This window comes from Mycobacterium sp., from assembly GCF_035623875.1.
GTDB lineage: Bacteria > Actinomycetota > Actinomycetes > Mycobacteriales > Mycobacteriaceae > Mycobacterium.
This window is the reverse complement of the sequence record NZ_DASPSP010000177.1, coordinates 1-14076: the sequence shown is the minus strand read 5'-3', so window position 1 is coordinate 14076 and position 14076 is coordinate 1. Positions and strand designations below refer to the sequence as shown.

The following is a 14076-nucleotide window of genomic DNA, read 5'->3' as shown; positions in this document are numbered from 1 at the left end:
GTGCTGAGATCCACTCTTGACCCCGCGGGCGACGCCTATTCCGACGCCGCCGCGGCGGCGAGCACGCGACTCGTTGAAATCGAAGCCGAACTCGCCAAAGCGCTCGGCGGCGGGGGCCCCAAGTACGTCGAGCGTCACCACGCCCGCGGCAAGCTGACCGCCCGGGAACGCATCGAGCTGCTCGTCGACCCTGACTCCCCGTTCCTCGAACTGAGCCCGCTCGCGGCCTGGGGCAGCGAATTCCAGGTGGGCGCCAGCCTGGCCACCGGGATCGGCGCAGTCAGCGGAGTGGAATGCATGATCGTCGCCAACGACCCCACGGTCAAAGGCGGCACGAGCAACCCATGGACACTGAAAAAGATACTGCGGGCCAACCAGATAGCGTTTGAGAACCGACTACCGGTGATCTCGTTGGTCGAATCCGGCGGGGCGGACCTGCCGACCCAGAAGGAAATCTTCGTCCCCGGCGGGCGGATGTTCCGTGACCTGACCCGCTTGTCGGCGGCCGGGATCCCCACCATTGCCCTGGTGTTCGGTAACTCCACCGCGGGCGGCGCGTACGTGCCCGGGATGTCCGATCACGTCGTGATGATCAAAGAACGCTCGAAGGTCTTTCTGGCCGGCCCGCCGCTGGTGAAGATGGCCACCGGCGAGGAGTCCGACGACGAGTCGCTGGGCGGTGCCGAAATGCACTCCCGCATATCGGGTTTGGCTGACTACTTCGCCGTCGACGAACTCGACGCTATCCGCATCGGGCGTCGCATCGTGGCACGGCTGAACTGGGTCAAACAGGGACCCGCACCCGGAGCGGTCATCGAGCCGCTGTTCGACGCCGAGGAACTGATCGGCATCGTGCCCTCCGATTTGCGCGTCCCGTTCGACCCGCGCGAAGTGATCGCCCGCATCGTCGACGGCTCCGAATTCGACGAATTCAAAGCTATGTACGGCTCGTCGCTGGTCACCGGCTGGGCCCGGTTGCACGGCTACCCGCTGGGGATCCTGGCCAACGCGCGCGGTATTCTCTTCAGCGAGGAGTCGCAGAAGGCGACCCAGTTCATCCAGCTGGCCAACCGGTCCAACACGCCACTGTTGTTCTTGCACAACACCACCGGGTACATGGTGGGCAAGGATTACGAAGAGGGCGGCATGATCAAGCACGGATCGATGATGATCAACGCCGTCTCCAACTCGACGGTGCCCCACATCTCGTTACTGATCGGTGCATCGTACGGCGCCGGCCACTACGGCATGTGCGGCCGGGCCTATGACCCGCGGTTCTTGTTCGCCTGGCCCAGCGCTAAAGCCGCCGTGATGGGCGGCGCCCAGCTGGCCGGGGTGTTGTCCATCGTGAGCCGGGCCGCCGCCGAGGCCCGCGGCCAAAAAGTCGACGAGGAAGCCGACGCGGCGATGCGGGCCGCGGTCGAAGGTCAGATCGAGGCTGAGTCGCTACCGTTGGTGTTGTCCGGGATGCTCTACGACGACGGGGTGATCGACCCGCGCGACACCCGCACCGTACTGGGAATGTGTTTGTCCGCCATCGCCAATGGCCCGATCAAAGGGACGTCGAACTTCGGCGTCTTCCGGATGTGACGCTGATGGGAATCACTCGAGTTCTGGTGGCCAACCGCGGCGAGATCGCCCGGCGGGTGTTCGCCACCTGCCGCCGGCTGGGACTGGGCACCGTCGCCGTCTACACCGATCCCGACGCTGCAGCGCCGCACGCCGCCGAGGCCGACGCCCGGGTCCGGCTGCCGCGGATCAACGACTACCTCAACGCCGAGGCGATCATCGCCGCGGCCCGCGCGGCCGGTGCCGACGCGGTGCACCCCGGCTATGGATTCCTCTCGGAGAACGCCGAGTTCGCGGCCGCGGTGCAAAACGCAGGCCTGATCTGGGTCGGCCCACCGGTCGACGCGGTGCGGGCAATGGGCTCCAAGATCGAGTCGAAGAAGATGATGGCTGCGGCCGGCGTGCCGGTACTCGACGAGCTCGACCCCGACACCGTCACCGAAGGCCAGCTGCCGGTGCTGGTCAAGGCCTCCGCAGGCGGTGGCGGTCGCGGGATGCGGGTGGTTCGCGAATTGTCTGCCCTGCCAGCCGAAGTTGAGGCGGCGCGGCGGGAGGCGCAGTCCGCGTTCGGCGACCCGACCGTCTTCTGCGAGCGCTACCTGCCTACCGGCCACCACGTCGAGGTCCAGGTACTCGCCGATACCCACGGCACTGTGTGGGCCGTCGGCGAACGGGAATGCTCGATTCAGCGTCGCCACCAAAAGATCATCGAAGAAGCGCCGTCGCCATTGGTCGAGCGCACACCGGGAATGCGGGCCAAGTTGTTCGACGCGGCACGGCTAGCCGCCGGCGCGATCGGCTACACCGGCGCCGGGACGGTGGAATTCCTCGCCGACGATAACGGCGAGTTCTACTTCCTGGAAATGAACACCCGGCTACAAGTCGAGCACCCGGTCACCGAGGAGACCACCGGGCTCGATCTAGTCGAGCTGCAGCTTGCGGTGGCCGAAGGCGGCCGGCTGGACCCCGAACCCCCCGCTGCTCAAGGGCATTCGATCGAAGCCCGACTCTACGCCGAAGATCCCGCTCGAGGCTGGCAGCCGCAGGCCGGCGTGGTCGACACGTTTGAAGTGCCGGCCGTCCGGTCCGAGTTCTCAACGCTGGGACGGCGCACCGGCATTCGGCTGGATTCGGGCTTGGATCCCGAATCTGCCGACGGGTTCGCGGTGTCGATTCACTACGACCCGATGCTCGCCAAGGTGATCTCGTACGCTCCGACGCGGCGGCAATCGGCGCTGGTACTCGCCGACGCGCTGGCCAGAGCCCACCTGCACGGCTTGCGCACCAACCGCGAGCTGCTGGTCAATGTGCTGCGCCATCCGGCCTTCCTGGACGGCGCCACCGACACCGCGTTCTTCGACACCCATGGGTTGGCGCAGCTCTCCGCGCCGCTGGCCGACGCCGGCGTGATCCGACTGTCGGCGATCGCCGCGGCGCTGGCCGACGCCGCACACAATCGCGTGACCGCCACCGTCCTGAGCTCGATTCCCAGCGGATGGCGCAACCTTGCGTCGGGGTACCAGGTCAAGACTTACCGCGATGATGCCGACGACCAGCACCGGGTTGAATACCGCTTCACCAGAACGGGATTGATCCTGGCCGATGACGAGCCGGCGCAGCTGGTTTTCGCAGCCGAAGACGAAGTCGTGCTGGCCGACGGCGATGGCGTGGCGTGCAGTTTCGCGGTCGCGCGCCACGGCCAACACATCTATGTCGACTCGGCGCGCGGCCCCGTGCACCTGGTAGCACTGCCGCGCTTCCCCGAGCCGGGCTCGGCCGTCGAAGAGGGCTCGCTGGTAGCACCCATGCCCGGCAACGTCATCCGCCTGGGTGCCGCGGTCGGCGACACCGTCACCGCCGGCCAGCCGCTGATCTGGCTGGAGGCGATGAAGATGGAGCACACCGTCACCGCCCCGACCGACGGGGTGCTCGCCGAGCTCAACGTGAACACCGGCCAGCAAGTCGAAGTTGGCGCCGTCCTGGCAAGGGTGGAATCGCCCGAAAGCGTTCAAGAAGGAGATTCGCAATGACCGACACCAGCTTTATCGAAAACGAGGAGCGCCGGGCACTGCGCAAGTCCGTGGCCGCGTGGGCGTCCGGCTATGGCAGCGAGTACTACCTGAAGAAGGCCCGTGCGCACGAACACACCGACGAATTGTGGCAGGAGGCAGGCAAACTCGGCTTCCTCGGAGTGAATCTCCCTGAAGAATACGGCGGCGGCGGTGCCGGGATGTATGAGTTGTCGCTGGTGATGGAGGAGATGGCGGCTGCGGGTAGCGCGCTGCTGCTGATGGTGGTGTCGCCCGCTATCAACGGCACGATCATCAGCAAGTTCGGCACCGAAGAGCAGAAGAAGCGCTGGATTCCCGGCATCGCCGACGGCTCGTTGACGATGGCATTCGCGATCACCGAGCCGGATGCCGGATCCAACTCGCACAAGATCACCACAACCGCCCGTCGCGACGGCGGCGACTGGATCCTCAAGGGCCAGAAGGTCTACATCTCCGGCATCGACCAGGCGCAGGCCGTGCTGGTCGTCGCGCGCACCGAAGAAGCCAAAACCGGCAAGCTGCGGCCGGCGCTGTTCGTCGTGCCCACCGATGCACCCGGCTTTACCTACACCCCAATCGAAATGGAGCTGATCAGCCCCGAGCGGCAGTTCCAGGTCTTCCTCGACGATGTCCGGCTGCCCGCAGATGCCCTTGTCGGGGCCGAAGATGCCGCGATCGCACAGCTTTTCGCCGGCCTGAACCCGGAGCGCATCATGGGCGCGGCCAGCTCGGTCGGCATGGGACGGTTCGCGCTGGAGCGGGCCGCAGACTACGTCAAGACCCGCCAGGTGTGGTCTACCCCGATCGGTGCGCACCAGGGCCTGTCACATCCGTTGGCGCAGTGCCACATTGAGGTCGAACTCGCCAAGCTGATGATGCAGAAGGCGGCGACGCTCTACGACAGCGGTGACGATATGCGCGCAGCCGAGGCCGCGAACATGGCCAAATACGCTGCCGCCGAAGCAGCCACCCGCTCGGTGGACCAGGCCGTGCAGTCCATGGGCGGCAATGGCCTGACCAAGGAGTACGGGGTCGCCGCCATGCTGGCGTCGGCCCGGCTGGGCCGGATCGCGCCGGTGAGCCGGGAGATGGTGCTCAACTTCGTGGCGCAGACGTCGCTGGGACTGCCCCGGTCCTACTGATGGACAGACTGGTCGAATACGCAATTGACGGGCACGTCGCGCGGCTCACGCTGAACTCGCCGCACAACCGCAACGCGCTTTCCGCCACGCTGGTCACCCAGTTGCACCAGGGCCTGCGCGATGCGGCCGCCGATCCCCTGGTCCGGGCCGTGGTGCTCGGGCACAGCGGCGGCACCTTCTGCGCCGGGGCCGACCTGTCGGAAGGGTCGGCAACAACGAGTGCAGATCCGTTCGAGATGGCCGCCGAGCGATCGCGCGAAGCAGCCGCGTTGCTGCGCGCGATCGTCGAGTCGCCGCTGCCGGTGATCGTCGCCGTCGACGGCCATGTCCGTGCCGGCGGAATGGGCCTGGTCGGCGCGAGCGATATCGCCGTCGCCGGTCCGCGCAGCACCTTCGCGTTGACCGAGGCCCGGATCGGAGTCGCCCCGGCGATCATCTCGCTGACTCTGCTGCCGAAGATGTCCGCCCGTGCCGCAGCCCGCTACTACCTGACCGGCGAAACGTTCGACGCCGCCACCGCCGCCGCGATCGGGCTGATCACGATGGCCACCGACGACGTCGATGCCGTGGTGGCATCGCTCGTTGCCGACATCGGACGGGCCTCACCGCAGGGGCTGGCCGCGTCCAAAGCACTGACCACCGCCGCTGTCCTTGACGGCTTTGACCGTGACGCCGAGCGGCTCAGCACCGACTCGGCGCGACTGTTCGTCTCCGACGAAGCTCGCGAGGGCATGCTCGCTTTCCTGCAGAAACGCCCGCCACAGTGGGCCGCCGAACTGGGAAGCGACACAGTTTAGCGAAGTTCGCTTGCGGCAAATTCTGATCGTCGTACGCTCGTAACTGATGAGCAATTCAGCGCAGCGAGGCGCGCCAGACCAGCGGAACGCCACGATGCGTGCCGCCGATACCGACCGCATACAGGTCGCCCAGTTGCTCACCGACGCCGCCGCTCAGGGCCGCCTGCAGATGAGCGACTACGAAGACCGACTCACCAGGGCATACGCGGCTCAGACCTACGACGAGCTGGATCGCCTGCGGTCCGACCTGCTGGGGTCGTCGGTGAGCCCGCAACGGGGCGGCGCCTGCAAACCCGCGCCGTCGATGCTGCTATTGGCGATCATGAGCGCGTTCGAGCGGCGCGGTCGATGGAACGTGCCCAAGAAATTGACGACGTTCGCGCTGTGGGGTGGCGGCGTGATAGACCTCCGCTACGCCGACTTCACCTCGACCGAGGTCGAGATCCACGCGTATTCAATTATGGGTGGACAGACCATCCTGCTGCCCCCCGAAGTCAACGTCGAGATCAGGGGCCACGGTGTGATGGGTGGGTTCGACCACCACGTTGCCGGCGAAGGCACGCCCGGTGCGCCGACCGTGCGGATTCGCGGTTTCTCACTGTGGGGCGGTGTCGGCGTCAAGCGGAAGAACCGTAAGACCCAGCAATAGGTGGGCAAACGCCCTGTCACTTCGCGGACGGTGACTGAAGCTTGCTCGTCGTGCGATATTCCGGCAGGAACGACTACGCCGCGGATCAATTGAAGGCAAGGGCGGTTATAGCCGAGGAATTGCGGGCGACTCCTGACGTGCTGTGGCAGCTGGGCAACGAGCTTGCCAACCATGGAGAGTCATAGCTGGACCTCGCCAACTATTCGGCTCGCGTTGTTGGCATCGACATTGCCGGGCAGAGGTCCTGACCGCCAGGATCCTGAATTACTTTGGGGCGGTTATCCTCTAGCTCAACAATGAGCTGTAACGCAGAGGTCCAGGCGAGTCGCGAGTTCGACCGATCAACCCACCGCGGATGCTTGACCATAGCGGTAGCGGTGAATGACTTCTCCCCAGCGCTCAGCGACGATGGCACGCTGTTCAGCCGTCAGTTCGTAGGTGTTCGTTTCGTAGTCGGCATGGTCGGCAAGGTACTGTCGCAGGCGCAGTCGGTATTGCTCGAAGCCGCCCAGTCCCAGATGCTCGTAGAGTCGGCGCAGCTGCCCCTCGGGATCGGCGATCAGATCCTCGTAGCGCAATTCGTAGAAGTGTGACGGATCGACGAGTTTGCGCCCTTCGTCCAACTTTCGATATAGGTCGATGTACGTGGACAGAACCTGTTCGTCCAATCCTGTGAATGTCGGCCGTTGCAGGCCGTGTTTTCGATACAGCGACTGCCGAAGATGAATGGTCGACGGGTAGACCACGTAGGGATCTCTGACGATGTGGACGAACTTCGCCTGCGGAAATAGGTCCGACAGCACCTTGATGCGGAAACTATGCGGCGGGTTCTTAAGGATCACCCGCTTGCGATGCCGGAAGTACAGTTGTTGAACGAATCGGAAGAGGGTCTGTTTCCACGCTTCTAGCTCCCGGGGTGTCAGCTGCTCCAAATCCAGATACTGCAGAAACTGCTGTGGCCGGTTCGGGAACGCAATGGTCAGATAAGGCGAGGGCTGCCCGAGCATGCACCACACGAATTCGTCCTCCTGCGGGTGATGCAAGCTCAAATCCATGTTGTCCATAGCCCGGTGCCTCGACACCAGAAATTTCAACCACGGCGCGACCCACTCGGTCAGCAGAAAATGGTGTGGCACAAGGCATTCATAACTCGTCGGGCCGGTGAAGCGTTCGTCGAGGACCAACAGTTCGTGGAGCAGGGTGGTGCCGGTGCGCCAGTGCCCGACGATGAATATCGGTGGATCGGCGATCACCGTATTGGCCACCCGCCTGCCGAATAGCACTTTCTGCCAGAAGCCCAGATATGAGTGCACGACACTGAGAAACGTGTACAAGACAGCGAAGTGCCAGCGACTCCAGTGCACGGCGAAACGGTTACGGATCAGCAGACGCGTCCAGGCAGAGAAGTTGCAACCGATCCACAGCGGGGCTGCCCACTCGCGCCACCAGGAAACCAGGGGCGAGGAGCGTGGGGCTTGCATCGCGGGTTCCTGCTGACCGTTAATGCGCAATCAGATGTGCGTTAGGCGCGACGCGGGTGCGCGGCGCGTCACGGCGACCCGTAACCGGGTCAGACCGCGAAGGTTGGCGTTTGTCGACCACGTCGGCGAGTCCACCACCTCTATCCGGTCGATGTTCTCGACGATCTCACGCAGCACCGCCTGGCCCTCCATCCTCGCCAGTTGGGCCCCGGGGCACAAGTGGATGCCGGAGCCGAACGCGAGGTGCCCAGCCGGATTGCGGTCGGCGCGAAAGACATCCGGGTCATCGAATTGCCGCGGGTCGCGGTTGGCCGCACCCCACGCCAGCAGCACGAGGGAGCCCGCCGGGATGACGGTCCGGCCGACGGGATAGTCGGCGCGCGTTGTGCGGCAGATATTTTGGACTGGGGACGCAAAGCGAAGTTGCTCCTCGATCGCCGACGGTATCAGCTCCGGTTGCTGCGCAAGGAGCTTCAGCTGGTCTGGATACTCTGCGAGCGTGAGGAACAAGGTGCTGAGCAGATTGGCGGTGGTCTCATAGCCCGCAACCAGCAGCAGCAAGGCGAAGAAGGACAGTTCTTCGTCGCTGAGCCGACCATGCTCGGCGTGCACAGCGAGTTGTCCGAGAACGGTCTGCTGTGCCAGCAGCCCGTCGTGGCGCAACCCGTCGGTGAAGAAGGCATGTAGGTGCCGAAACCCGGAGAAACTGTGGACAAGCGACCACAGCCCGGACGCTGACAGGTCGACCTCGGTGATCCGGATTACCCGGTTGGACAAGCGGCAGAAAGCGGCCTGATCGCGACCCGGTATGCCGAGAATATGGGTGATAGTGCGCATCGGCATGGGTGCCGCCACCGCGGAAACTACATCGGCCGTTGTCTGGGTCAGCAGCCCGTCAACCAACTCTCGGGCAAGGTGGTCGATCATCGGACGCCACGATTCCAAAGCGCCGCGGGTGAAACCCGCCGCCAGTTGCTTGCGCATCCGGGTGTGCACAGGCGGATCGGACGTGGGGAGGAAGGGCAGCCGCAGGCGGGAAAAGGTGACTCCACGGGCGCTAGACAACGCGCGATAGTTACGCGCAGCCGCGCGGACGTCGGCGTATCGGCTCAGGATATAAACGTCATGGGTGGGGTTGTAATGCACCCGCTCGCCCGACAGCAACTTCCGGTAATGGGGGTATGGGTCGGCGGCTATCGCAGGGTCCAAAGGGTCAAAGTCCGTGAGCTGCACATACTTCCGGGCACTATTGCCGAGCAGCCTCGACCGGGCCTTCCCGGCTGCCCTCAGTGTGAGTCCCTTCACGAGCTCGGGCCCATGGATTCGCACCAGCCGCGCGTCGCGCCGCAGCCTTGCGGAGACCGGAAAACCGGCCCGAGAAGGCAAGCGCTCACACAGAGCTTTGTCAGTCGGCGCCGGCACGCCTTCCCCGGTCCGCAGAATGTTGCCGCCGCCAAACGGGCACGCACCGTGCGGCACCCCGCCCTGTCCTGTCACGGAAGTGACCCGTGTTCCCGTCATGGCACTCCCGGCATTAAAGGGCACGTGAGCATCCGGGAGATGCTACTAGGCTAGCCGCACGGTGTCGCATTGGCGCTCAGTTCTGGTTAACGCGATCTGAACCGTCTTGGTACCGCAGGAAACTCGCGGTTAGCGCCACGTTGGCCGAGAAGCAGCGTCTTAACAAACGGAATCCGCCACCGCTGATCCGGAGAAGTCCGCACCGCCCAGGCGCGATCGCTGTTCAGTGAGCTCTCCCAAGCGGGCACGGCGCCGGCTCCACCCGAGAAAGCGGGTTGGTTGCCAACCCGCTCTGCGTCCCTACCTGACCACGGTGGGGCGGCCGAAGCGGGAGCGCACCCCTGGCGAGAACAGTGCGCGTAGGTGCGGGCCGGCGGGTCTCACACCGCTGGCGTCCAGCAGGTCGTCGTCGAGGTCGAGAATCTCCGCCGCGCGCAAGGGCCACGGCTCGTGCTCGTCGGGGATCCACCAGGTCCGGCGGGGCGTGCGGATGTGCGCGCCCCATCGAGCAGTGAGCCAGACCTCCAGCGGCGTCGGTTCGACCACTTCACCCACGTTGATCGTAAGTCGGCACCGCGGGCGGCGCCGCGGCCAGCGCCGCACGCTGTAGTAGGTGACTCGGTCGCCGGAGCGGGTCATCCGCATCCTCGCCCACGTAGAGGGCAAGCCGACGATTCGGGTGAGCGGAACAACCGCTAGGCGAGCCGTCTCTACGGACCGCATGAGGACGCCATGGCGGCCGGCGTCATCGATCGAGCACAGCCAGATGTCCGTCTCTAGGAAGGCGCCGAAGTACGGGATTGGCGGCGCGGTCCCCAGCCCGAGACCGCTCATGGCGAACGGCACCAAGGCGACGTAGGTCATCCCGTCGGCGAAGACGTCGGGGCGGGTGCCAGGTGGGTACATATCCGCAACGCTCTCTGGGTGCACCGGCCAATGCACAAAGGTGAGGTCACCCCAGCGTTGGCGGGCAAGGACCGGACGAGGCAGGGGTGGCGGTGTGACCGGGTGGCCGGCGAGCATCGAGATCGCCCTGGAGTCGTTGGCGGAAGGATCTGGTGTCGCGGTCACCCCGCCATCGTCACACGGCCAGAGTCGAAGGACGTAGCCGTTACCCGGCGACACGGTGTCGACGGTCTCATCGACCCGACGCAGGTGTTTGCTTGGCACTACAGTTGAACGGGCGGGCCGTGGAAACCAGGGCGGCCAACACTGCGAAGCAGTCGGCAAACATCTCGCAGCGGAGGAATGTCGGATGAGCGCGCTCGGTAAGCGAGCCGTTGTCCTTGGTGCAGGCATGGCAGGATTGCTTGCCGCTCGGGTGGTTTCGGAGTTCTACGAGACCGTCACGATCGTCGAGCGCGACGTGCTGCCACACACTTCCGCTCAGCGGCGGGGGGTGCCGCATGGGCGGCACCTGCACGCACTCTTGAGTAGCGGCTCACACGCGCTGGATCGGTTATTCCCCGGGCTGCTCGACGATCTCGTCGCCGCCGGTGCGAACTTGTGCGATGAAGGCAACCTCGCAAGGGTGTCGATGCGAGTGGGCGGCCATGAGCTCAACAGGTCGGGCACATTCGCCGAACCTTCAGCGCTGGTCCTCTACATTGCCAGCCGACCGTTGTTGGAATCCCATGTGCGGCAACGCGTTCGTGCCATCGGCAACGTCAGCGTCCTGGACGGCCATGATGTCGTCGAGCCGATCGCTGATCAGCCGCACCGAGTGACCGGCGCTCGGGTGGCCAACCGCGAAACAGGTGCCGAATGCGTGCTCGAGGCAGATCTGGTGATCGACGCGACGGGCCGGGGTGCCCGCACACCCGCATTCCTCGAAACGCTTGGCTACGGCCGACCGAAAAAACAATGCTCCGCGATGATGCCATTGACCTACTCCAGTCAGCTGTTACGCATCGCGCCGGGCACGATTAAGGAGAAGGTCACCTGCGTCTTTCCGGTGCGCACACAGTCGATCTACGGGGCCCTGCTCGCCTACGAGCACGGGACTTGGATCATGGCCATTGGCTGCCTCGCTGGGCAGCAACCACCCGCCGACCGAGCAGAGATGATGGTGTCCGCCGAGCAATTCGCGCCGCCTCCGCTGCTGGCGGCGTTGCGGGCTGCCGAGCCACTCAGCGAGGTGTCCATTTACCGTTATCCCGCAAGTGTGTGGCTGCGGTACGACAAGATGCGACGATTCCCGGCTGGACTACTGGTTCTCGGCGATGCGATGTGCAGCTTGAATCCCATCTATGGCCAAGGAATGTCGGTGGCCGCGCTCGAGGCAGTTGCGCTTCGCGACTCTCTAGCCCGCGGAGATGCCGACTTGAGTCGGCGATTCTTCCGAGCCGCTGCCAAGCAAGTCGGCCGGGCCTGGACCGCGAACCGCCGGCGCGGCTGGATGTTGACTCAGAGCGCTGAATCCTCGTCGGTGCTGATCAAAGGTCGGCACTCCTTGTCGATGCGATTCGCGAACTGGTGCACAGACAAATTGCTAACCGCCGCCGAAGAAGACATCGTAATCACCGAGACTTTTTTTCGGGTGCTAAACCTCGTCGACCCGCCAAACCGGATGCTGCATCCAGCAGTAATGGTCCGATTGCTCACGGCCAACCGCCGGCGCGGTGAACCCATGGCGGGCGTGGTGCCGGGCCGGTAGTCCGGCGGCCGAAACATCGACGCCTAATGGCGGGGCTAGCGCCGGCGGCGCGCTCGCAGATAGTCGCCGACGACTGCTGCGCCCAGCCCGTCGAGATCGGGAACCACGACGCGACCTTCGACCCGGCGCGCAACCTGATCGATGAACCGGGCCAGCCCGGGGTCGCTGCCCAGCCGGAAGATGGTCACCTGCGCGCCCAACCGCGCCATATCGTCGAAGCCGCGCACGGTGTGAGCGATGGTCCGCGGATGCGGTGGGTAGTCAAAGAACACCGCTGACCCGTCGCCGTCGACGTCTTCCAGATGCGCCGTCGGCTCTCCGTCGGTGACCACCAACAGGACCGGCTGCGCGTTGGGGTGCCGGCGCAGATGCCGGCCGGCCAGCGCCAGCGCGTGATGCAGGTTGGTACCCTGCTCGTACACGCCTTCCAGGCCCATCAGCTCAGCGGTGGTTATCGTGCGTGCGTAACGGCCAAAGGCGATGATCTGCAACGCATCCGAACGAAACCGGGTGCGCACCAAGTGGTCAAGTGCCAGCGCGGTTCGCTTCATCGGCAGCCAGCGATTCTCCATCACCATCGAGAAAGAGGTGTCGACTAGCAGTGCCACCGCAGCCTGGGTCCGGGTCTCGGTCTCGGAGACCTCGACGTCGTCGACGGTGATGTGAATGGCAGGGCTCGGGTCGCCGAGGGTCGCGGTTCCGGACTGCCGCAGGACCGCGTTGGTCAGCGTCCGGGTGACGTTCCACGGCTCGGTGTCGCCGAACTGCCAGGGCCGAGTGGCGCCGGTCAGCTCGCCGGCCGCGCCGGCGCGTCGGTGATCGCGTTCGCCGCGACGGCCGGAAAGTTGTTGTGCTACATCACGTAACGCAGTTTCGCCGAGCCTTCGCATCGCCTTCGGCGACAACCGCCACTGGCCATCCGAGCTGCGGTCCAGGAACCCTTGATTGACTAGCGCACGCTCGAGCTCGGCGAGTGTTTGCGCATCGATGGCAGCCTCATCACCAAGCTGGCGCGCCAGTGCGTCCAGGTCGACGTCGTCCATGGTGGCGCCGGGATAACTCTGCGACAGCTGCTCGGCCAGTTGCTCCAACTCGGCGATATCGGCCAGCGCCTGGGCGCCCTCGCCCATGCCCAGCGGGTTGTCGCCGGAGAACTGCGCCGACCCCTCCCAGTCCTCGCCGGGCCGGGCCGCCTGCAAGTGGGCGTCGAGTCGATCCAACGCCTGCATCAGCGCCGGCGACCCGAATGCCTGCTGCGCCAACGCATCCAACTCGGCACGCTGGTCCGGACTCAAGCTGTTGCGGAACCGCTGCGCGGCGGCGGCCCGCTTGGCCAGTGAGTCCAGCAGCTCATCGACATTGCGCGGATTCTCCGGGAAGAACTCGCCGTGCTTGTCCATAAAGTCTTCAAAGTCTTGCTGGGTGTCCTCGCCGCGGGCGTGCTTGTCCAGCAGTTCGTTCAGGTCGTCGAGCATCTCGGTGACGCGCTGGCGATCTTCGTCGGTGGCACCCTCCAGCGCCTGCTTCATGCCGGCGAAGCGCTGGTCGAGCATCTCCCGTCCGAGCAGATCCTTGATCTGCTCGTACTTTTCGCGGGCCTCGCTGCTGCGCCAGTCATACTCAGACAGCTCCTGCACGGCCTTGGCCGGCGATGGCGACAGCGCGTCGAGCTGCAGCTCGCCGAACCGCGCGTCGTCGTCCAGCGCGCGGGCAAGTGCCTTGCGCTCGGCCAGCACCGCCTCGTCGAGGAGTTTTTTGATCTCTTGCAAGGTCCCATCTAAGTTATTGCGGCGCAACAGCTCTCGTCGTCGCCGATTGGCCTCTGCGGCCAGCCGGTCGGCTCCGGGCATGTTCTTGGTGCCCCGGCGCAGCAGCTCCGACAGCGCCCGGCGCGGCGAAGTGCCCGCCATGACGTCCTGGCCGATCTGCTCGAGAGCCTCGCGTAGGTCTACCGGCGGAGCCAGCGGGTCGGGCCCACCGGTGTACGCCGAATACCGTGACGAATGCCCTTTAGCCATAGACGGTTTCGCCCTCCCCGGACACCTTGTCGATGCGCTTCGCCAGATACAGTGCCTCCAAGGCCAATTCGAGGGCCGCGGCACGCTCGCCTTCAGACTCCGCGCCCAGCCGCCTGGCGACCGCCTCGACGACAGGCAGATCCGGCAGCGCCGCCAGCACATCCTTCGCCGAGACCCGCTCACCCGTCGTCA

At 65.3% G+C, this 14076-nt stretch carries 10 protein-coding genes and 1 pseudogene; 6 read left to right on the top strand and 5 right to left on the bottom strand.

Features of this window, described 5'->3' with window-relative positions; all coding sequences use genetic code 11:
• The 5 genes from VEI45_RS14605 to VEI45_RS14585 are packed head-to-tail and all read left to right on the top strand — an operon-like array spanning nt 1 to nt 6208.
• Nucleotides 1-1590: an acyl-CoA carboxylase subunit beta gene (locus VEI45_RS14605; RefSeq protein ID WP_324854392.1), complete on the top strand. Its 1590-nt coding sequence runs from the start codon at nt 1-3 to the stop codon at nt 1588-1590.
• A 5-nt stretch (nt 1591-1595) separates the two neighbouring features.
• Nucleotides 1596-3599, top strand: coding sequence for a biotin carboxylase N-terminal domain-containing protein (locus tag VEI45_RS14600; protein WP_324854357.1), 2004 nt, complete (start codon nt 1596-1598; stop codon nt 3597-3599).
• Entirely contained in the window at nt 3596-4762 is a 1167-nt protein-coding gene (locus tag VEI45_RS14595; protein ID WP_324854355.1) for an acyl-CoA dehydrogenase family protein, read from the top strand. The genes VEI45_RS14600 and VEI45_RS14595 overlap by 4 nt, the downstream gene beginning before the upstream one ends.
• On the top strand, nt 4762-5559 hold the full coding sequence (locus tag VEI45_RS14590; protein WP_324854353.1) for an enoyl-CoA hydratase family protein: 798 nt from the start codon (nt 4762-4764) through the stop codon (nt 5557-5559). The genes VEI45_RS14595 and VEI45_RS14590 overlap by 1 nt, the downstream gene beginning before the upstream one ends.
• Nucleotides 5560-5605: 46 nt before the next feature.
• The gene (locus tag VEI45_RS14585; protein WP_324854351.1) at nt 5606-6208 is read left to right on the top strand and encodes a DUF1707 SHOCT-like domain-containing protein; all 603 of its coding nucleotides are present in this window, start codon (nt 5606-5608) and stop codon (nt 6206-6208) included.
• A 341-nt stretch (nt 6209-6549) separates the two neighbouring features.
• Here VEI45_RS14585 and VEI45_RS14580 read toward each other — a convergent pair whose 3' ends face one another.
• From VEI45_RS14580 to VEI45_RS14570, 3 genes are all read right to left on the bottom strand, one after another.
• Nucleotides 6550-7689, bottom strand: a complete 1140-nt coding sequence (locus VEI45_RS14580; protein WP_324854349.1) for a sulfotransferase — start codon at nt 7687-7689, stop codon at nt 6550-6552.
• A 30-nt stretch (nt 7690-7719) separates the two neighbouring features.
• Nucleotides 7720-9210: a cytochrome P450 gene (locus VEI45_RS14575; protein WP_414687483.1), complete on the bottom strand. Its 1491-nt coding sequence runs from the start codon at nt 9208-9210 to the stop codon at nt 7720-7722.
• A gap of 300 nt (nt 9211-9510) precedes the next feature.
• Nucleotides 9511-10281, bottom strand: coding sequence for a DUF2071 domain-containing protein (locus VEI45_RS14570; RefSeq protein ID WP_414687482.1), 771 nt, complete (start codon nt 10279-10281; stop codon nt 9511-9513).
• A 184-nt stretch (nt 10282-10465) separates the two neighbouring features.
• Between VEI45_RS14570 and VEI45_RS14565 the strand changes: the two genes are divergently transcribed.
• On the top strand, nt 10466-11866 hold the full coding sequence (locus tag VEI45_RS14565; RefSeq protein ID WP_324854347.1) for a 2-polyprenyl-6-methoxyphenol hydroxylase-like oxidoreductase: 1401 nt from the start codon (nt 10466-10468) through the stop codon (nt 11864-11866).
• A 35-nt stretch (nt 11867-11901) separates the two neighbouring features.
• Here the strand turns inward: VEI45_RS14565 and VEI45_RS14560 are convergent, their stop codons facing one another.
• Nucleotides 11902-13884 (bottom strand): VWA domain-containing protein, encoded by a 1983-nt coding sequence (locus VEI45_RS14560; protein WP_324854345.1) that lies wholly within the window; start codon nt 13882-13884, stop codon nt 11902-11904.
• Nucleotides 13877-14076, bottom strand: a pseudogene (locus tag VEI45_RS14555) (magnesium chelatase); the annotation flags it as partial. The gene VEI45_RS14560 and the pseudogene VEI45_RS14555, both read right to left, overlap by 8 nt.